This is a genomic window from Candidatus Chloroploca mongolica, assembly GCF_004762035.2.
Lineage (GTDB): Bacteria > Chloroflexota > Chloroflexia > Chloroflexales > Chloroflexaceae > Chloroploca > Chloroploca mongolica.
The window spans coordinates 121,924-139,406 of sequence record NZ_SIJK02000005.1 but is presented as its reverse complement, the minus strand read 5'-3'; the positions used below and the strand labels follow the sequence as shown (position 1 = coordinate 139,406).

Sequence of the window (17,483 nt, the reverse complement as noted above, 5' to 3'; positions counted from 1 at the left end):
CTGCTCCCGCAGCCCCCAAGCCTGCGGCAGTCGCCCCGGCCCCTGAAGCCCCCAAACCCGTTGCGGCGGCCCCTGCTCCCGCAGCCCCCAAGCCTGCGGCAGTCGCCCCGGCCCCTGAAGCCCCCAAGCCTGCGGCAGCCGCCCCCAAGCCCGCCCCTGCAACCCCGGCTACCGGCGGGGCAAAACCAGCAGCAGGGCCAGAGCTCGAAGCTCCGACCGGCATCAACATCGTTCACATTGAATTTGACCCACCCGGTCGTGATGTTGATGGCGAATACGTGCTCTTGCGCAACACCGCGAAAATGCCGATGCTCCTGGCAGGGTGGAAACTCAGTGACGGAGGCGACAAGCACACCTTTACCTTCCCCTCCTTCACCCTCAACCCAGGTGGCGAAGTCAAGATCTGGACAAAGTCTGGCAAAAACAACGCGGGCAACCTCTACTGGAACAACCGCATCCCCATCTGGAATAATACTGGCGACACCGCAACCCTGCGTGACGGACAGGGCAACGTCATCGCCCGTTACACCTACGAGGGCAAAAAATAAGCGCGGAAACTCGCTGATAGTAACACAAACGGCCAGCCAAGCTGGCCGTTTGTGTTACTATTACCATAGAAGGGTAAAGCATATGCAGCAACGACAACATCTTATCTTGATGGGGCCACCTGGAGCAGGGAAAACCACGATTGGGGATCTGCTCAAACAACAGGAACCCCTTGTAAGCATCGCCACCGGACGCTTCCTGCGACGCGAAGTTGCCCAGGGAACCACCATGGGGCAGATGATCAAACCGCTACTCGAACAGGGGCAATTTGCCCCCGACGACGTCGTGGATCGCCTGATGCAACAATGGCTCAACGAAGTGCCGGCTGACCAGGGATTTCTCCTTGATGGCTACCCACGCAATCTAACGCAGGCGCGCACACTCGAAGCGATGCTGACTGCAATCAATCGTCCACTGACGCGGGTCATCTCGCTCGAACTCAACGAAAGTCAAGTTCTTGAGCGTCTAACCGGACGAAGGATTTGTCATTGGGAGGGCGGGACCTTCACCCTCCACATACGCGATCAAGCAGCCATCGAACGTTGCGCGAGTCTCGGGGGCACACTGAGGCAGCGTGACGATGACCAGCCAGCGATCATCACCGAGCGCCTGGCCGTCTATGCCAGCGCAACGAAGCCTATCCTGGATTTCTACGCCGAGCGAGGGCTGTTGAGCAGGATTGAGATTGATGACGCCAACGGGCCACCCGAACTCGTCGTCGCAGCGGTACTTGCCGCCATCAAGCAAGCCTGAAGAGCTACGGTGCCTGCGCATCTGACCGCCCATCGGCCAGATAGGTCTCTAACTGAAACATCGCGGCCACCAGTTGATCCTGACGAAGGGCGGCCGTCATATCGCCACGGGTACGTTCGACAACGGCACGCAGGGCATCAGTCGTGCGGCGCAACCCGCCGGTAATGGCATCAGGAAAATCGACAGTCACCAACCCACTGTAGACCTCGTCCATGGTCTGGAGCAGGCGTTCACCGCGTTCAACTTCACCGTGGCGCAACCCATCAAGGATCGCCCGACGCAACTCACTCGCTGCCTCAGCGAGCCCATTGAGATAGGCTGCAGCCTCGACACCAAGTTCGCGATGGCCTGGAGCCGGGGTATCCGCAAGAAAAGCCAGGACAAGATGAGCCTCAACATACTCTTTGAGGGCATCCTGGGTATAGCCCGCAAACCGGATCGCCGGAAAATCAGCCGTTGTCGTAAGGATCAATGCAGCAGCGGCCTGCGCCTCGTCGAGGAGGCGACGTGCCTCGTCAAAATCACTCCGATGGGTCGCCCGAATACTGTTGGCACACAGGCGGATCAACGCACGCGACACACCAATAGCCTGTTCACGCACCGCATGATCGGCCTCAATCTTGGCTGCGCACGCGGCCACAAGTTGTTCAATGTTATCTTGCATAGGCTACAGAGTACACGATGATCGCCATTTCTGTCTAGTGGTGAACCTGTTATACTAGTAGGCAATCTACCTAAAAACCCAGGCTTGTGCTGGCGAAAACGGCCAGCGCAGTTGGCCGTTTTCGTCAGCACAAGCCTGATTCTTGGGGGCATGCGGCCCCCAAACCCCTAGCTAGCGGCTTACGTTCAGGTGTAGGGGGCCAGAATTCCAGGAAATAGGCCTGAATTTACAGTTAAAATACTACAGGAAGAGCCTATGACGACGCAGCACATCCTGATCGTTGAGGACGAACAAGAGATTGCCAATTACCTACGGCGCGGGTTAGTGCTCGAGGGTTTTCAGGTCACCGTCGCCAATGATGGACCGGGGGGTCTGGTTGTAGCGCGCGAGACGCCTCCTGATCTCGTCATTCTCGATTTGATGCTCCCTGGTCTTGATGGCCTCGAAGTAGCCAAGCGACTGCGGGCCGCCTCAGAGGTACCGATTATCATTCTGACCGCCCGTGACGCAGTGGCCGATCGGGTACGCGGGCTCGAGCATGGGGCTGATGATTATCTGGTGAAGCCGTTTGCGTTTGAAGAATTGCTGGCCCGTATTCGGGTTCAGTTGCGACGCCGCCAGACGGCTCAGCAACACGAACAACTGCGGTTCAGCAATCTGACGCTCGACACAGCCTCACGTGAGCTCCGCGTTGGTGAACGACGCGTAGAATTAACCACGAAAGAATACGACCTGCTCGAGCTCTTTCTGCGCCATCCAAATCAGGTGCTCACCCGCGAAATTATTTTTGATCGGGTTTGGGGCTACGATTTTGGGGGTGAAAGTAACATCATTGAAGTCTATGTACGCTATTTGCGGCAGAAGCTGGAAGCTGAAGGAGAGCCACGTCTGATTCAGACGGTGCGCGGGGCCGGATACATCCTGCGCGACTACGAATAACCAGATGACCCCCTTCTGTAATCTACGGCCCTTCTTCGTACAAATGTCCGTGTGGTATCGTCAAGGCAAGGGATGCACAGCGTCACGGATCAATGACGTATGTGTTGCTCACGCCTGAGCATTGAACCACCAGGATCGACCGGTTTGCGCCACCTTCACTGGATCGGACGACGACTCAAACTACGCCTTGCCCTGCTCTGTCTAGGGGGCGCGGCGGTGGTCGCCTTTGTCTACCCCTTGCTGGTTACGCCGGCCATTCTCTGTGCCGTAGGGATGCTGATCCTCGACTGGATCGAGCTCACCGAAGAGATTCGCAGCCTAACGACCGTTATCACGGACAACCGACCTGAGCAGAAACTCGAAGTTGCGACCGGTGTATGGGGTGAACTGGCCCATGCACTCAACCGCCTCTTGCAAGAACAGCGCACCGAACAGCAGATCCGAACGCTCTTGCCAGCGCTGCCGCTAGCCGGGGCGCTGCGGCTCATCGATCGGCAGCCACCAACCGAAGGATGGGTGTGCGACATTGGCGTTGTTGCCGTCGAACTCCCCGGATTCAACGAACATGCCCAGCCTACGCTGCACAGCCTGGCCCACAATGCCCTCTATCATGCGCAACTCCACGATGCCTTGCTCAGCCGTACAGGCTCAACGCTGTTGATCATCACCGGAATCTTGAACCCAAACAACCCGAGCCAGATTCTCCGCAGTAGTTACCAGATCGCAGAAGCGCTAAACAACCATGCGCTTCACGAGGAGAGAGCCGGGCCAGCCATGAGTCTGACCCTCGGAAGCGCCAGGGCGATGCTCTTGCCCGGGCTAGGTCTCAGCGTTGCGGGCGAACCAATTGACGAGGCGGAAAGCATCCTCAAACTAAGCGCACCGGGGCAACTGATCTGCAGCGAAGCAGCCTATCTTGGCTTACGACGGATGGGCACCCCACTGGCCCGGATCGCAGCCCCGTTCAACGAAAACACGCCTCCTGCGTATCAAATCAAGCTCTAACATTTCACCAGGCAGCGTCATGTGTTATGATAACGCATGCACGTTCTGTGGAAGCCGGAATCCTTCCCCAACAAACATCCGGGAAGGTAGCTATCTTTAGTTGTCCTGGAGGAGGCATGAGCGACCCTCACGAAGAGTTCGAGCAAGAGCGACCACGTCGTACCCGACGTCTGCCCGACGATCAGCCGATCAGCGGGGCCGAGACGTCACGCCGAACCGAACGCCTTGATCCCTCTGGTGATGCATGGACTCGCGAAGAGCCAGCGAATGCCCGATGGCGTCAAGAGCGCTCAGGAACGCAGCGTGCCCCCAAACGCGGCATGTTACCCGGTTCCCCACAGGAACTCCAGCTCTGGCTTCAGTCAGGTGGGTGGAAGTATCTTGCTGGCATTGGGCTGCTGCTGGTCGTCCTCTTGATAGCCCTGCTCGCTTTTTCACGCACCGAGCAACGTGAAGCGGGCCTGACCTTTGATCGCCCCGAGCCAACCGCAATCATCAGTGATCCGGTGCTTGGCGGCAATCTGCCCGGCGAAGTGCCGAGCGCCATACCCGAAGAAGCGTTGCCTCCCCCGGCGCCCCAACGGTTCATTGTCGCAGGAACTGGCGTGCAAGGGCTGTTTCTGCGGCCCGAACCCTCACGCAACACGACTCCGCTGGCAACTCTTCCTGATGGGCAAATTATCGAACAGATCGGCCCGGATGTGCCAGGTGATGGCTTTATGTGGCGCCATGTGCGGACTCCAGAGGGGCAAGAGGGCTATGTCGCCGCCGATTTTCTGAATCCGGTACCCTGAGATATTTATACGCCCCGCAAAGCCAGCACCACGTTGATCGTCCGTCAACGCGGTCGGGCATAGAGTACGCAGCGGCACACCCTGCATGTTGTGATCGCCAGCAAAACTGGTGGTCGCAACGTGCTCTACAATTGGCGCAAAAAGGGTGCCCGCCAGTTGACCACAATGATGATCACCCAGCCGATCACGGCGCTGACCGCCACCACCAGCGGCACACTACCAACCATCTCAGCCAGCACCCCAGCGGCAAGGCCCCCCATCGGACTCATCCCCATCAGAATCAGGGTAAAAACACTCATCACCCGGCCACGCAGTGCATCGGGCACCAGCGACTGGATCAGCGTATTCGTCAAGGCCATCGTCGTCACGCCGGCCCAACCGGCGACACCGATCAACAGCATTGACAGCGGCAACAGGCGTGTCGTGGTAAAGAGGATCATCAGCAGCGGGTAGAGCAGAGCCGCAAAGATGAGCAAGCGCCCGCGCGAGAGCTTATCACCGAGTTGCGCCAGGATCAGCGCAGCGATCAGGGCCCCAAAGCCACTTGCCGACGAGAGCGCCCCGAGCCCCGCTGCCCCAGTTCCCAGCACATCACGGGCAAAGACTGGTAACAACGGAATATGGACAAAACAGAAGAGACTGATCGCCATAGCCTGGATCAACAGCGCCTGCACCCGCCGCTCTTGCTTGATATAGCGCAGCCCCTCTTTGAGTTGGTCACTACTCCGCGAAGCCTTTGGGGCCGTGAACGGCGGCAGGCGCATCATCAACAGGCTCGCAATGACAAAAACAAAGCTCACCGCATTCAAGGCAAAGGCCGGGCCTTCGCCAATCAAGGCCACCAGGAGACCAGCCACGGCCGGCCCAATCATACGTGCGGCATTGAAAATAGAAGAATTGAGGGCAATCGCATTGAGCAGATCTTCGCGCCCAACCATCTCGACCGTAAACGACTGACGCGTTGGCGCATCAAAGGCATTGACGAGCCCAAGCAACATCGCCATCACGAGAATATGCCACACCTGAATCAGCCCGCTGATCGTCAAGACAGCGAGCGAAATTGCCAGCAGCATCGCGGCAACCTGGGTTGCCAGCAAGAGTTTCTGTTTCGAAACGCGATCAACAACGGTGCCTGCTGACAACGAAAAGAGCAGGACGGGCAACGAACTAGCCGCAGCAACGATGCCAAGCAAGGCCGGCGAGTCGGTCAGGCGCAAGACGAGCCAGCCCTGGGCCACTGACTGCATCCAGGTACCAGTCAACGAGATGAGTTGACCAATGAAAAAGAGCCGGTAATTGCGGTGGCGCAAGGCGCGCAGAAATTGAGGTAGGCGCGAATCGGTCACGGTCGGGCTAGGCGAAACGGTCATATCAAGCGCCATCCTCGTGACTGAGCGCATCGTAGAGGGTTTGCATCGCCTCGTGAAGGGCCGTCAATTGTTCCGGGTTGAGATGACTCATCCGTTCTTCAACATAGGCTCGATGGCGAGGGCGCAGTTCATCAATCAACGCCTTGCCCTCGGCGGTCAATTGCACCAGTGTCACACGACGGTCGTGGGGATCGGCAGCGCGGCGCACCAAGCCTCGGGCCTCGAGACGATCAACCAGACGCGTCAAATTGCTATTATCGGCCACCATTTGTTGACAGATATAGCTCAATGGCACCCCTTCCACGGTCGCATGAAATAAAATCGCATACTGTGGCGTCGAGAGATCATACGGACGAAACTCTTCACGATTCAACTCTTGAAAACGTTTATGCAACTTTAGAAACAGGCGATACGCTTCGATCTGAGGCGAATCAACACTGGTAATCTCGGGCATTGCCCCCTCCCTCTGAGACGACTCCAGCCACGCTGGATCATTCTACACATCATAGGGTACACGAGTATATTGGACTTGTCAACGATTCGGAGAGCAAACTTCAGTGCAGATGATGGGTAGCGTTTTTGGCGTCACCCATCATCTGCACACCAGGAAACACCTTCTCTTCACGCCTGCGCCACCACGAGCAACATCGAACGCGTTGGCGGCAACGCAGCGGTCAACGCGGCAAAAGTGCCTTTGACCAGAAAACGCAACGGATGCGTCCGCAGACGATCAACCTCAAGCCCAACCTGCTCCCACGGGGCCTCATAGCGCCGTTGGAGCACCTTGAAGCCCGCCTGTTCAACAAGCCAGGTCAGCTCAGCCATCGTATACGTCCGCGCATGCGTGGTATACCGCGCCTCGCCCTCAAGCCGCATCTGATGACGGAACTCGGCCCGCGTACTGAGGCTCTGCCAGAGCAACGCGCGGAGGATCAGGCGCAACCGACTCTTGGCATAGAGCTCATTAGGGGTTGAGATCAAGAGGCGGCCACCAGGACGCAAGACGCGGCGGAACTCGCGAAGGACCGGCAGCGGCGAATAGACGAGGTGCTCGATGACCTCAGAAAAGACCACCCAATCAAACATACCATCGGCAAAGGGCAACGGCTCACGTTCGAGGTGCGCCTGATGGACGGTCACGCCCAGGCGGGCCCAGAGCGTCTGGCGACGTGCGGGATCAAGATCCACACCGGTTACCTGAAAGCCCGAACGCACAAGCAACTCGGTGAAATGGCCGGGAGTCACCCCGACCTCAAGCACTGATGCCCCGGGAGAACCTTGCATCGCAGCCAGCATGTCGGCAAACCGATACCGATGCAGGCGAAAATAGTCAGCCTTGCCGTCAGCGGCAGCGCTGCGTTGAACTTCGTGAAATGTGCTGGAATTGATCATATGATGTCTTATGTTCACCATACATCTTCTTCAGGTGAACAAGGTCGGCCAAGCCGACCTTGTTCACCTAAAGAGAGCGCTGTTTGGGGGCAAGGCCCCCAACCCCCGTTTCGTCGCTAGCCTACAAGTCAATCACGCCGACTTGTAGGCCAGCGACAGAAAAATCGTTTGGCAGCAGTGCCAGAAGCAACCTATAGTATCATGAGAAGCATGTGAGGGCGAATCGCACTGCCAAGGAGATGAGATGCAAGAACCTCAGTTTGTCCTGCCTGAACAACGGCCTGCGTGGCAACAGTTACTTTTGCGCTGGTTGATCAGTTCGCTGGGTATTTTCGCCGCCGTGGGAATCGTGCCGGGGATTGAGTTTAGCGGTCCTGGTTGGCACATTGGCATCGTTGCGCTTGTCTTTGGCCTGCTCAATGCCTTGCTCCGACCATTGCTCTACCTATTGACCTGCCCGCTTGTCATTCTCACGCTCGGCCTGTTTGGGTTGGTGATCAACGCTGTCTTGCTTGGGTTGACCTCAGCGCTGGCCGATCAAATTGGGATCATCTTTCGCATTGACGGTTTCTGGCCGGCCTTCTGGGGGGGATTGGTCATTTCGCTGATCACCACGATCCTGAGTTTCCTAGCAGGCGACACCCGTGTCCAGGTGATCCGTGTCCCACCACCCCAACAATAGGTGCGCGATGATCACCATTTGCAACACCCGACCCGAGCATATTGCTCAACTGGTTGAACATCAGCGAATCTGTTTTCCCACGCTGTCGACGGAAGATCTGATGCAAGCCGAGATGTTTGCGGCGCAGTTGGTGGTTTTTCCTGAAGGGCAGCACGTCGCACTTGATGGCGAACGCGTGGTTGGGCAGAGCAGCACCTTTCGCATTGGCAAAGAGCAGTGTCTGCAACAACACACCTACCGTGAGATCACCGGCAAAAACAGCTTCAACCAGCACAACCCGCAGGGTACCTGGCTCTATGGAGCCGATATGAGTGTGCATCCCGCGTATCGAGGGCGCGGGATTGCGACCATGCTCTATGGAGTACGCAAAGAACTCGTGCGCCGTCTGAAGCTAAGGGGCATCATCTTTGGCGGAGCGATGCCGGGGTATACACAGCACGCCGATCATCTCTCGGTCGAAGCCTACATCGCCGAAGTGGTTGCCGGGCGACTCAGCGACCCAACGATCACCCCACAACTCAAAAACGGCTTTGTCGTGCGGGGCGTCCTACGCAACTACGTTGATCGCGGCGCAGCATCGACCGGCGATGCCACCTGGATGCTGTGGGAAGATTGCGTAGAAGATAGTAGTTCGGAAATTCACAACTAGACAAGTCACGTAATTCAGCTACTATACCTAAGGATGTTTGCAGATACTAACAAGCAGAGGTAGCCTGTTCATCATAGAGGTGTATGATGCTTGCGTGGCTTGATTTTATCCAGGTCATACTCGCGGTTGGGCTTGGTTGGCTTGGCCTGGTGTTGCTATGGACACTACGTACGGTGCGGCAGCACCAGTAGTCTGTGAGGTAGATGACATCTATGGGTAAACGCGACCGTGAGCGGGGGCCGTCGATTGAACAAGTAGCACGCAATGGGCAGCCTTGCATCGCGGTCTGTGGAGGCAAGCATTGTTTGCGGGCGGGGGGCGGGATGATCCAGCAGGCTGCCGAGGCAGCCCTGCACGAGGCAGGTCTTACCCAAGCCGTCACCGTTGTGCAGACGCGCTGCCAGGACTTTTGTGATGATGGCCCGGTGCTGACCCTGGTACCGGGAATGTATCCCTACCTGCGCCTCTGTCCGGTCTCGACCCGCCAGATTGTGCTCGACCATGTACGCGATGGTCATCCGGTGTTTGACAAGCTCCATCGGCGCATGCGGAAACGCCTGGCGCGGAAGCTTGACCTTGATTAATGTGATCGTGCTGTGAGAGCACGTTAGAGTACCCATACTATGGAAACGCAGAGCATCACCCTGGCCCGTGCCACACCTGGACGTTTGATTACCGCCAATCTTGATGGAAGCCTGAACCTTGTCTGGGATGAGGCGACGATACGCATCGCGCTCTATGATCTTGGGCACCTGGCGATGCTGCTCGATGAATGGTGCGCCGAAGAAGAGCCGGGTTTGCTCCGCTGTGGGTACTATCGGCTGATGCAGAGTCCCGACGGCGGCATTCAGCTCTGGCTCAATAAAACCGGGCTCTGCTTGAGTCGTGATGATCTCCAGATCTTGAACGGGTTGATCCGCACAGCGGAGGCGTTACTCGAAGCACCCATCCCACAGCAACCAGCGCTCCCGTTTGGACTGGGGTATCACCGGCTCGCGGCCCCCGCACGCAACCGTCAGTGGGCGAATTAAGGCTTGTGCTGGCGTAAACGACCAGCTGTGCTGGCCGTTTACGCCAGCACAAGCCTAGGTTTTTAGGAAGACGGCCAGCTGTGCTGGCCGTCTTTTGTTGCGCAACCATATCTGTGCATAATCTGTGCATATCCTTACGAAACTCTTACGATTCCCTCGTGTTCGTCTTACGTTGGCAGGGTAGACTACACCCATAAGAGATTTGTGCTGACGTGCACGAAGAATAAAAGGAGTTTTGCAATGACCCTGATTGAAGGCCAGACTGGCATCGCTGAATTTACTGCCAACGAGTTGTATGCCCGCATCCTTGACAACGAGGCGATCTTTATCCTCGATGTCCGCAACGAGGACGAGTTCAAGCGGAGCCCGATTGAGGGGCAGAGCAATCTGACCGCCGTCAATATTCCCTACTTCGAATTCCTTGAGGACGAAGATGGGTCAGTGGCGCGGGTGCCAGCCGACCGTGAGATTATGGTCGTTTGTGCCAAAGAAGGTTCGTCGCAGTATGTTGCCGAACTCCTGGCCGGGCATGGGTACAACGCGCGCTACCTGCAGGGTGGCTTCACCAGTTGGGGCAACTTCTACGATGTGCGTGACGTGGTCAACGCCGCCTGGGGCCGGATCGTGCAGATTGCCCGCCCTGCCCGTGGCGACCTGAGCTTCGCGGTGATCAGCGACGGCAAGATGGCCCTGATTGACCCGATGCGCCACACCGAGGTCTACCTCAACCTGGCGGCCGAGGCTGGCGCGACGATGACGCACCTACTCGACACGCACGTTCACGCCGATCACATCAGTGGCGGCCCGGCGCTGGCGACGATAACTGGCGCAACCTATTATGTTCACGCGTACGATGCCATTCACCCGATTGATATGCTGCCCGCAACGATTGCCTACACCTCGCTTGAGGATGGTCAGCAATTCCAGGTTGGGCAGACGACCATCACCGTTGCCTGGTTCCCGGGCCACACGCTTGGGCAGGTCAACTACCGGCTCGATACGCCCGATGGTCGCAGCGCGCTCTTTACCGGCGATGGCATCTTCCTGCGCTCGTTCGGTCGGCCTGACCTGGGGGGCAAGGGCGAAGCCTGGACGCCGATCCTGTACCGGAGCCTGACCGAGCGTTTGCCGAAAATCGTGAATGATGATACTCTCATCCTGCCGGCGCACTTTAGCACACTTGACGAAGGCAATGCCGAGGGCATCTTCGCCGCACCATACAGCGAAGTCCGTGCCCACAACGATGCCCTGAAGCCACGCAGCGAAGAGGAATTCACGGCCTATGTGCTGAGTCACCTGCCGGTCTTCCCGCCCGAGTATGTTGAGATCAAGCGGGTCAACATTGGTCTGGTTGAGGCATGTGACGGCAAGGCAAACGAGCTGGAGCTTGGCAAGAATATTTGTGCCCTGGCCGGCTAAGCGCAAGACCTTGCAACGAGGACGGTTTTTTGACGCAAAGGCGCAGAGGCGCCAAGGTTTAATATCTCTCGATATATCGATAAGGAGTCAATCTCATGGCGAATAGTTTTGATCAGACGCTGGATGTGAAGGGGGCCAAGTGCCCGATGCCGTTGGTAAAGAGCCGCAAGGCCATTGCGGATCTGACGGTGGGCCAGGTGCTCAAGGTAGTTGCAACGGATCGTGGTTCGGTTGCCGACTTCCAGGGTTGGGCCAAGACGGCCAAGAATGTTGAACTGGTAGCCCAGGAGACAGAGCAAGAGGGCGGGCAGGATCTCTACGTTCACTACCTGAAGCGTACGTCCTAAGACGGTGATGCGACGGGAGCGAGGGCGGGACGCCCTCACTCCCGGGAATGCCGGAAAACGTTGTTCACAGATTATTCAATAGCGACACATAGCTTAAGGGAGTAGCAAGACAATGACCATTGAGATGAGTGAGACCTTTGACACCCAGACGTTGCTTGAGCGGATCAATGCCCTGGAGAGCCGGGTGAACGAGTTGGAGGCTCACCCCGCGCAGGGGATCGAGGATCGGGTGGCAATGGTGGTCTTCTCGGGTGAACTGGACAAGGCGATTGCCGCGTTCATCATTGCGACCGGGGCGGCTTCGATGGGGCTCGAAGTGAGCATGTTCTTCACCTTCTGGGGGCTCAACGCCGTCAAGAAGCAGAAGATCTTCACTGGCAAGGATCTGCTCGAGCAGGGCTTTACCGCGATGCTGCCAGGCAAGCTTGGTGAGACCGGTCTGTCGCAGATGAACTTCTTTGGTGCTGGTGCGCAGATCATTCGGGGCCTGATGCGCAAGCACGATGTCTCGTCGCCTGAAGAACTCTTTGGCCTCGCGCAGGAGCTCGGGGTGCGGATGGTGGTTTGTGATATGTCCCGCGAGTTGCTGGGCGTGAGGGATGCCGAACTGGTTGATGGTCTGGAGACCGGTGGGGTCGCCACTTTCCTCGGCGATGCAGCCCGTGCGAAAGTGACGTTGTTTATCTAGGGGAATCCCCCTCACCCCCCTGCCCCCCTCTCCCACAAGGGGAGAGGGGGGGATGGGAGCCGAAAACCTGATGGTACTGCGCTAAAACTCCCCTCCCCCTCGTGGGGGAGGGGCAGGGGGTGGGGGCAAGAGTGGCCCAGGCGCGATTGGCAAAGAAGAGCGTTTGAAGAACTTGAAAGCAAAGAAAGAAGGTCATCATATGTTGCGTAATCTTTTTCAGGGTGGTTCGCGGAGTGCGACAGCGCCAGCTACGATTGATGTCAAGACCTTGAAGCAGCGCCTTGATCAGGGTGAAAACCTCCTGCTGGTCGATGTTCGTTCGGGTGAAGAGTACACCTACGACGGGCGGATCGCAGGGTCGCGGTTGCTCCCGCTGCCGATGCTGGCCAACCGCATTGAGGAGTTGCCGAAAGACCAGCCAATTATCTGTGTCTGTCGTTCGGGCAACCGCAGTGGGGTCGCCTGTGAGCAACTGTCACGCAAGGGGTTCACGAATGTGACGAACCTCAGCGGTGGGATGGTGGCGTGGGCACGGGCTGGTTTTCCGATGGATCGCGGCTAAGATACAAGGAGCTTAGAGAATGGCAACGAACGAACTTCCCTGTGGCAATTTGCAGACGCAGACTGAGGGTGCCACATTGCGAAGCTATGCCGTGACCCCTGATGTGCTGTTGGCTTCGCAGCCACAGATCGAAGACTGGGCAACATTTGTCGAGCAGGGCTATCGTACGGTGATCAATCTGCGCAGCGACCCCGAGCGTGCTGCCGAGCAGGGTCGCAATGCCGAAGCAGCGGGACTGCATTATCTTCACGCACCGTGGCCGGCGTATGAGCTTGAGGCCGAGCACGTCGAAGAACTGGCTGCTCTGGTAGAGAACCCCGACACTGGGCGCCTTGTCTTCCACTGCCGCAGCGCCACCCGCGTTGGCCTGATGTGGATGCTCTATCGGCAGCAGCATCACGGCTGGACCCGCGAGCAGGCCGAGGCTGAATTGCGTGCGGCAGGGTATGACGATGACTCGATGGAGACCTTTGGCTTCTGTGCCGATGATTATATGGATCGGGTCGCCGAGGCGACCAAATAGGGCAGGACACTCTCATGGCATCATCACCGTCGCTTGCGGGTCGAGCGGCATCGGCGGCTCAGACGAAAGGTCTGGGCCGTTACTTTCCCTTCACCCGCTGGCTCTTCAACTATCGTCGGGAAGATCTGCCGAGTGATCTGGTGGCCGGGATTGTGACGGCCATCATGCTCATTCCCCAGAGCATGGCTTATGCCCAACTCGCCGGGTTGCCACCGCAGATCGGATTGTACGCCTCGGTTGTGCCGTTGATCATCTATGCGCTGCTCGGTACCTCGGGGCAACTCTCGGTGGGGCCCGTCGCGATCACCTCGCTCCTGGTCTTTAGCGGGGTCAGCACGCTCGCCGATCCGGGGAGCGCACGCTATATCCAACTGGTGCTCTTGCTGGCCTTAATGGTCGGTGTGGTCAAATTGCTCCTTGGGCTCTTTCGTATGGGTGTGATTCTTAACTTTATTTCACACCCGGTCTTAGCTGCGTTTACAACTGCTTCGGCATTAATTATTGCGGCCGGGCAGCTAAAATATATTCTAGGGTACTCGATTGCCGGTCCCCATATTTATGATATTTTATACAATGCTGTTGTCGGCCTTGGCATGACGAATCCGGTCACGCTGACGATCGGAGGAGCCAGTATTGCGATGCTGCTCTTCTTCCGGAAGAAACTGCGGCCGATCTTGCAAAAAGCGGGTCTGAATCCGCTTGCCGTAACGCTGATCGTGAGTGGCGCACCGCTGGTGACGGTCTTGCTTGGCTCGATTGTCACCTGGGCGTTACGGCTCGATCTGACGGCCGGAGTGGCGGTCGTCGGCAGCATTCCGGCTGGTCTCTCGCCACTGAGCTGGCCTTCGCCGAATGTGGCTGATGCCCAGGCACTGATGCCCGCGGCAGCAGCGATTATCCTGGTGAGTGTCGTTGAGTCGATTGCCGTCGCCAAGGCGCTGGCGAGCAAGCGCCGTGCGGTGATTGATCCCAACCAGGAACTGATCGCGCTTGGCGCCGCGAATATTGCGGCGGGTCTCTTCAGCGGGTATCCGGTCACCGGCGGTTTTGCGCGCTCGGTGGTCAACTACCAGGCTGGTGCGATCACCGGGCTTGCGTCGCTGGTGACGGCAGGTGGCATCGCGTTGATCCTGCTCTTCTTTACCCCGCTCTTCTACTTCTTGCCGCAAGCGGTGCTGGCTGCGACCGTCATTGTGGCCGTCTTTGGGCTGGTCGATCTGAAAGAACCAGCGCATATCGCGCAGGCCAACCGGAGCGACGCAGTGACGTGGGGGATTACATTTGCGGCGGTGCTCTTGCTGGGCATTGAAGCAGGGATCTTTGTTGGGGTCGGCGTCTCGCTTGCGCTCTATCTGTGGCGCACCAGTCGGCCACATATCGCGGTGGTCGGGCAGATCGGCGAGAGTGAAGTCTACCGCAACATCTTGCGCTACGACGTCAAAACCTGGCCGCACGTCGTTGCCGTCCGGGTCGACGAAAGCCTCTATTTTGCCAACACGCGCTATCTCGAAGACGAACTGCTGCGCATTATCGCCGAACGACCCGAGGTCAAGCACCTGGTCTTGATTGGCTCGGCGATTAACTTCATCGACTCGAGCGCCTTGCACACCCTCGAAGCACTGATCCAGAGCCTGCGCGACGCCGGGGTGCAACTACACCTCGCCGAGATCAAAGGCCCCGTCATGGACGGCCTAAAACGGGCGCACTTTGTTGACAAACTCGGCACCGAGCACATTCACCTAAGCACGCACCAAGCGATGCGAGCGCTGGGCTGTGCGTAAGTCTGGCCTAACCTGGCACACAAAAAGAGTCGGCTACGCCGACTCTTTTTCGTGCTATGAAAATGACTCTTTCAACATCTAATATCCCACAGAGCCTGGTATAATATCGGTGCTAGCTTTCCAAAAACTAGCACCCCCTACTCATTATTTAGCTCAAATCCTACTACGATGCAGAAAAATCATTTTCTTCAGCAGCGCTCAGTCGCGGGTTGCGGATACGAAGAGTGGTGTCTAGCGGAAGGCGTGGCAGGATCGGCATTATGGGCAGAAATCAGACGCCTGGCACCTGATGAGATGCAAGCTTTGGCAGCCCTACCCGCCCTTCTTGCTGAGGCCGACGTCGGCCAATGCGCCCATGAGCCAGAGCGATGCTATGAACTGGTCGTGGCCTGGGGATGTGGTCGGCGCAATGGGACGACCATGAATCAGCAGCCACAACCCTGGCCGCAAGCAGTCATGGCACTCGCACAATTAAGTGAGCCCCTGGTGAGAACCGTGCTCCGTCAACTCGATGAGATGCATCTGCCGTCACCGGCTGCTGAGCGTATTCTGGCGTTGCGTCACAATCGAGACGCTGGCGAGCGTAGTTTTGCGAGTATGCTCGCGCTGGATCTTGTTGCGTCGCAGGGGCTCGATGGGTGGAAACCTGAACAACACCGCCTCTCATCTTACCTTTTACGGCTGTTTGGGGGAAGACTGGGCACAGGTGCGCTACGCAGTGCCGCCTTCACCGAAGGGCTTTTGTATCCACTTTTGCGCGAGGAGCTTGGCTTGCTGAGTAGCACGGTAGCCTTCTCGGTCTGCCATAGTGTGGCATGTCACGCCGAGCGAATTAACGCAGCAATCACCCATGCACGCCCGATCAAGGTCTCTGAGTTGGGGAAAGATGGCCTGTTTGAAGGCAACCATTGCAGTAGTTGTGGCCAGCACGCTGATACAACGTCAACGTACCGCCTCCTGCGGCGCCACTGGCTCCTAGTTCCGCGCATCTATGGTGGGGCGTATGAAGAGCGCATGTTTATGAATTGCACGGCGTGTGGACATCACTTTCCCTGCTCAGCGTCCTATATGTATCAGTATAAGACTATGGATTTGCTGCGCACCTGCGTTGATGAAGTACCAACTGCGACGCAACGTCATTTCGTTGATCAGGCCCGGAAGGCCTTGAGTAAGGCGCGTTCAGCAACGGCATGCCCGCTCTGCCAGCGCCACGCCGTTTCCCAGCGCCCGGTGCAGTTGTGGGTCTATGCCCCGACAACGGGGCGATACTGTCGCACGCTTGAGGGCGAGTGATACTTGAGCGTTAAGACAAGGTTTCAGAAGGGCCGGATCAGCTTTACACTTGACGTGGAGTGCCGACTTCAGTCGGCTGAGCGAGAAGCCAACTGAAGTCGGCACTCCGATGAGCGTACATGGTAAAGTAGCCTGAAACATCGTCGGCCAGAGATAAAGCTAGATTGTAATGACGATACCAGTTCCTACCTTAGAGGTTGTACAATCAGAAGCCGTAGCACTCCTTAACCGTATGCATTGGCACACAAGCCAGGGGATCTATCTGACGGGTGAGTACCTGCATCTGATGGTTGCGCCGGTTTTACTTGGTGCAAACGGGCGATGCACGCTCGTGCTGGTGATGCGTCCGCGATTCTCCTCAATCGCGCTACCGCGTGAGCTTGCACTGCTCATCTTTCAAGAGTCAGAACCGGCCATCGTTCATTATGGACGCCTCCATCGTCTGGGGCAAGCTCAGATCGTCAATGTCGCACCGGGATTGCTCCGCGCACGCAGCCTGAATCTGCCAACCGCAAGCCTGCCGGAGGCATTGCTTCGTGCGGTGAGTCCGGGTTGGATCAGCGATCGCAAAGGGAGGGCGGCGGCGGCGGATAGCCCAGACGGTGAACTTCCGCAGCTACAACATGCTGACGGTGATCTGTCAATCCAGCTTCGACCTGCCTACGATGGCTGGGAGTTGTTGGTTACCGCTCAACAAAACGTCTGGGCCGACGCACTCGTGGCGATCGTCTATGAACTGGTTACAGAGCAGGAAAAAACCGCCCTCCAAACGGTGCTGCTCCCGCTCGGTTGGTATGATTCCCTGGGGGCGTGGGGCGGCCAGGTGCTGCTGCCACCAGGCACCCTGGGACAACTCTGGCCACCGTATGCGCCCCTTGAATTAATGATGCTCAATACGCTCCCCAGCACAATCATTCAAGCCTCGGTTGCGGCTGCAGCAGCAACGATTACGCTACATGCCTGGCACACGCTTGCCGCACGGCCAGATGTATCGTCGAGGGTACGCTCGCTCATCCTTTCCGCCTTCCCCTCTGGTTGAGGTACC

Annotated in this window: 21 protein-coding genes; 17 read left to right on the top strand and 4 right to left on the bottom strand. The window is 57.7% G+C overall.

All coding sequences use genetic code 11. The features are described 5' to 3' along the window. On the top strand, positions 1-548 hold a 548-nt coding region (locus tag EYB53_RS04560), incomplete at its 5' end, for a lamin tail domain-containing protein (RefSeq protein ID WP_135477083.1). Between the two features lie 82 nt (positions 549-630). Next, positions 631-1,299 carry an adenylate kinase family protein gene (locus EYB53_RS04555; RefSeq protein WP_135477039.1) on the top strand — a complete coding sequence of 223 codons (669 nt, stop codon included), beginning with the start codon at positions 631-633 and terminating at the stop codon, positions 1,297-1,299. A gap of 4 nt (positions 1,300-1,303) precedes the next feature. Here EYB53_RS04555 and EYB53_RS04550 read toward each other — a convergent pair whose 3' ends face one another. Then, complete coding sequence (locus EYB53_RS04550; protein ID WP_135477038.1) at positions 1,304-1,963, bottom strand: translin family protein; 660 nt, start codon at positions 1,961-1,963, stop codon at positions 1,304-1,306. 255 nt (positions 1,964-2,218) lie between these two features. Between EYB53_RS04550 and EYB53_RS04545 the strand changes: the two genes are divergently transcribed. From EYB53_RS04545 to EYB53_RS04535, 3 genes are all read left to right on the top strand, one after another. Further along, positions 2,219-2,902 carry a response regulator transcription factor gene (locus EYB53_RS04545; RefSeq protein WP_135477037.1) on the top strand — a complete coding sequence of 228 codons (684 nt, stop codon included), beginning with the start codon at positions 2,219-2,221 and terminating at the stop codon, positions 2,900-2,902. Positions 2,903-3,001: 99 nt separating this feature from the next. Then, entirely contained in the window at positions 3,002-3,907 is a 906-nt protein-coding gene (locus tag EYB53_RS04540; RefSeq protein WP_135477036.1) for a hypothetical protein, read from the top strand. 116 nt (positions 3,908-4,023) lie between these two features. Next, the gene (locus EYB53_RS04535) at positions 4,024-4,701 is read left to right on the top strand and encodes an SH3 domain-containing protein (protein WP_167857257.1); all 678 of its coding nucleotides are present in this window, start codon (positions 4,024-4,026) and stop codon (positions 4,699-4,701) included. A 125-nt stretch (positions 4,702-4,826) separates the two neighbouring features. On the opposite strand, the gene EYB53_RS04530 is transcribed toward EYB53_RS04535, so the two are convergent. The 3 genes from EYB53_RS04530 to EYB53_RS04520 all read right to left on the bottom strand — a co-directional run bounded on the left by EYB53_RS04530 (position 4,827) and on the right by EYB53_RS04520 (position 7,463). Beyond that, positions 4,827-6,071: an MFS transporter gene (locus EYB53_RS04530; RefSeq protein ID WP_135477034.1), complete on the bottom strand. Its 1,245-nt coding sequence runs from the start codon at positions 6,069-6,071 to the stop codon at positions 4,827-4,829. 1 nt (position 6,072) lies between these two features. Continuing rightward, on the bottom strand, positions 6,073-6,525 hold the full coding sequence (locus tag EYB53_RS04525) for a MarR family winged helix-turn-helix transcriptional regulator (RefSeq protein WP_097651751.1): 453 nt from the start codon (positions 6,523-6,525) through the stop codon (positions 6,073-6,075). Between the two features lie 167 nt (positions 6,526-6,692). Beyond that, the gene (locus EYB53_RS04520; RefSeq protein ID WP_167857256.1) at positions 6,693-7,463 is read right to left on the bottom strand and encodes a class I SAM-dependent methyltransferase; all 771 of its coding nucleotides are present in this window, start codon (positions 7,461-7,463) and stop codon (positions 6,693-6,695) included. A gap of 244 nt (positions 7,464-7,707) precedes the next feature. Here EYB53_RS04520 and EYB53_RS04515 point away from each other — a divergent pair, with 244 nt between their 5' ends. From EYB53_RS04515 to EYB53_RS04460, 12 genes are all read left to right on the top strand, one after another. Continuing rightward, positions 7,708-8,145: a phage holin family protein gene (locus EYB53_RS04515; protein WP_135477032.1), complete on the top strand. Its 438-nt coding sequence runs from the start codon at positions 7,708-7,710 to the stop codon at positions 8,143-8,145. A 7-nt stretch (positions 8,146-8,152) separates the two neighbouring features. After that, positions 8,153-8,794, top strand: a complete 642-nt coding sequence (locus EYB53_RS04510; protein WP_135477031.1) for a GNAT family N-acetyltransferase — start codon at positions 8,153-8,155, stop codon at positions 8,792-8,794. 212 nt (positions 8,795-9,006) lie between these two features. After that, a complete protein-coding gene (locus tag EYB53_RS04505) occupies positions 9,007-9,378 on the top strand; it encodes a (2Fe-2S) ferredoxin domain-containing protein (RefSeq protein WP_135477030.1) in 372 nt (123 codons plus the stop codon). A gap of 39 nt (positions 9,379-9,417) precedes the next feature. Beyond that, on the top strand, positions 9,418-9,825 hold the full coding sequence (locus tag EYB53_RS04500) for a hypothetical protein (RefSeq protein WP_135477029.1): 408 nt from the start codon (positions 9,418-9,420) through the stop codon (positions 9,823-9,825). Between the two features lie 240 nt (positions 9,826-10,065). After that, positions 10,066-11,244 carry an MBL fold metallo-hydrolase gene (locus tag EYB53_RS04495; RefSeq protein WP_135477028.1) on the top strand — a complete coding sequence of 393 codons (1,179 nt, stop codon included), beginning with the start codon at positions 10,066-10,068 and terminating at the stop codon, positions 11,242-11,244. Between the two features lie 95 nt (positions 11,245-11,339). Then, positions 11,340-11,591, top strand: a complete 252-nt coding sequence (locus EYB53_RS04490) for a sulfurtransferase TusA family protein (protein WP_097651760.1) — start codon at positions 11,340-11,342, stop codon at positions 11,589-11,591. Positions 11,592-11,703: 112 nt separating this feature from the next. Then, entirely contained in the window at positions 11,704-12,279 is a 576-nt protein-coding gene (locus EYB53_RS04485; RefSeq protein ID WP_097651761.1) for a DsrE/DsrF/DrsH-like family protein, read from the top strand. A gap of 199 nt (positions 12,280-12,478) precedes the next feature. Beyond that, complete coding sequence (locus tag EYB53_RS04480; RefSeq protein WP_135477027.1) at positions 12,479-12,841, top strand: rhodanese-like domain-containing protein; 363 nt, start codon at positions 12,479-12,481, stop codon at positions 12,839-12,841. A gap of 19 nt (positions 12,842-12,860) precedes the next feature. Continuing rightward, the gene (locus EYB53_RS04475; RefSeq protein ID WP_135477026.1) at positions 12,861-13,364 is read left to right on the top strand and encodes a protein tyrosine phosphatase family protein; all 504 of its coding nucleotides are present in this window, start codon (positions 12,861-12,863) and stop codon (positions 13,362-13,364) included. Between the two features lie 14 nt (positions 13,365-13,378). After that, positions 13,379-15,145, top strand: a complete 1,767-nt coding sequence (locus tag EYB53_RS04470) for a SulP family inorganic anion transporter (RefSeq protein WP_135477025.1) — start codon at positions 13,379-13,381, stop codon at positions 15,143-15,145. Positions 15,146-15,448: 303 nt separating this feature from the next. Continuing rightward, positions 15,449-16,438: a hypothetical protein gene (locus EYB53_RS04465; RefSeq protein ID WP_135477024.1), complete on the top strand. Its 990-nt coding sequence runs from the start codon at positions 15,449-15,451 to the stop codon at positions 16,436-16,438. 232 nt (positions 16,439-16,670) lie between these two features. Continuing rightward, positions 16,671-17,477 carry a hypothetical protein gene (locus EYB53_RS04460; RefSeq protein WP_135477023.1) on the top strand — a complete coding sequence of 269 codons (807 nt, stop codon included), beginning with the start codon at positions 16,671-16,673 and terminating at the stop codon, positions 17,475-17,477. Positions 17,478-17,483 lie beyond the last annotated feature (6 nt).

Coding starts and splice junctions, on each gene's coding strand:
- EYB53_RS04555 (WP_135477039.1), top strand. CDS start 631: ATGCAGCAACGACAACATCTTATCTTGATGGGGCCACCTGGAGCAGGG.
- EYB53_RS04550 (WP_135477038.1), bottom strand. CDS start 1,963: ATGCAAGATAACATTGAACAACTTGTGGCCGCGTGCGCAGCCAAGATT.
- EYB53_RS04545 (WP_135477037.1), top strand. CDS start 2,219: ATGACGACGCAGCACATCCTGATCGTTGAGGACGAACAAGAGATTGCC.
- EYB53_RS04540 (WP_135477036.1), top strand. CDS start 3,002: ATGTGTTGCTCACGCCTGAGCATTGAACCACCAGGATCGACCGGTTTG.
- EYB53_RS04535 (WP_167857257.1), top strand. CDS start 4,024: ATGAGCGACCCTCACGAAGAGTTCGAGCAAGAGCGACCACGTCGTACC.
- EYB53_RS04530 (WP_135477034.1), bottom strand. CDS start 6,071: ATGACCGTTTCGCCTAGCCCGACCGTGACCGATTCGCGCCTACCTCAA.
- EYB53_RS04525 (WP_097651751.1), bottom strand. CDS start 6,525: ATGCCCGAGATTACCAGTGTTGATTCGCCTCAGATCGAAGCGTATCGC.
- EYB53_RS04520 (WP_167857256.1), bottom strand. CDS start 7,463: ATGATCAATTCCAGCACATTTCACGAAGTTCAACGCAGCGCTGCCGCT.
- EYB53_RS04515 (WP_135477032.1), top strand. CDS start 7,708: ATGCAAGAACCTCAGTTTGTCCTGCCTGAACAACGGCCTGCGTGGCAA.
- EYB53_RS04510 (WP_135477031.1), top strand. CDS start 8,153: ATGATCACCATTTGCAACACCCGACCCGAGCATATTGCTCAACTGGTT.
- EYB53_RS04505 (WP_135477030.1), top strand. CDS start 9,007: ATGGGTAAACGCGACCGTGAGCGGGGGCCGTCGATTGAACAAGTAGCA.
- EYB53_RS04500 (WP_135477029.1), top strand. CDS start 9,418: ATGGAAACGCAGAGCATCACCCTGGCCCGTGCCACACCTGGACGTTTG.
- EYB53_RS04495 (WP_135477028.1), top strand. CDS start 10,066: ATGACCCTGATTGAAGGCCAGACTGGCATCGCTGAATTTACTGCCAAC.
- EYB53_RS04490 (WP_097651760.1), top strand. CDS start 11,340: ATGGCGAATAGTTTTGATCAGACGCTGGATGTGAAGGGGGCCAAGTGC.
- EYB53_RS04485 (WP_097651761.1), top strand. CDS start 11,704: ATGACCATTGAGATGAGTGAGACCTTTGACACCCAGACGTTGCTTGAG.
- EYB53_RS04480 (WP_135477027.1), top strand. CDS start 12,479: ATGTTGCGTAATCTTTTTCAGGGTGGTTCGCGGAGTGCGACAGCGCCA.
- EYB53_RS04475 (WP_135477026.1), top strand. CDS start 12,861: ATGGCAACGAACGAACTTCCCTGTGGCAATTTGCAGACGCAGACTGAG.
- EYB53_RS04470 (WP_135477025.1), top strand. CDS start 13,379: ATGGCATCATCACCGTCGCTTGCGGGTCGAGCGGCATCGGCGGCTCAG.
- EYB53_RS04460 (WP_135477023.1), top strand. CDS start 16,671: ATGCATTGGCACACAAGCCAGGGGATCTATCTGACGGGTGAGTACCTG.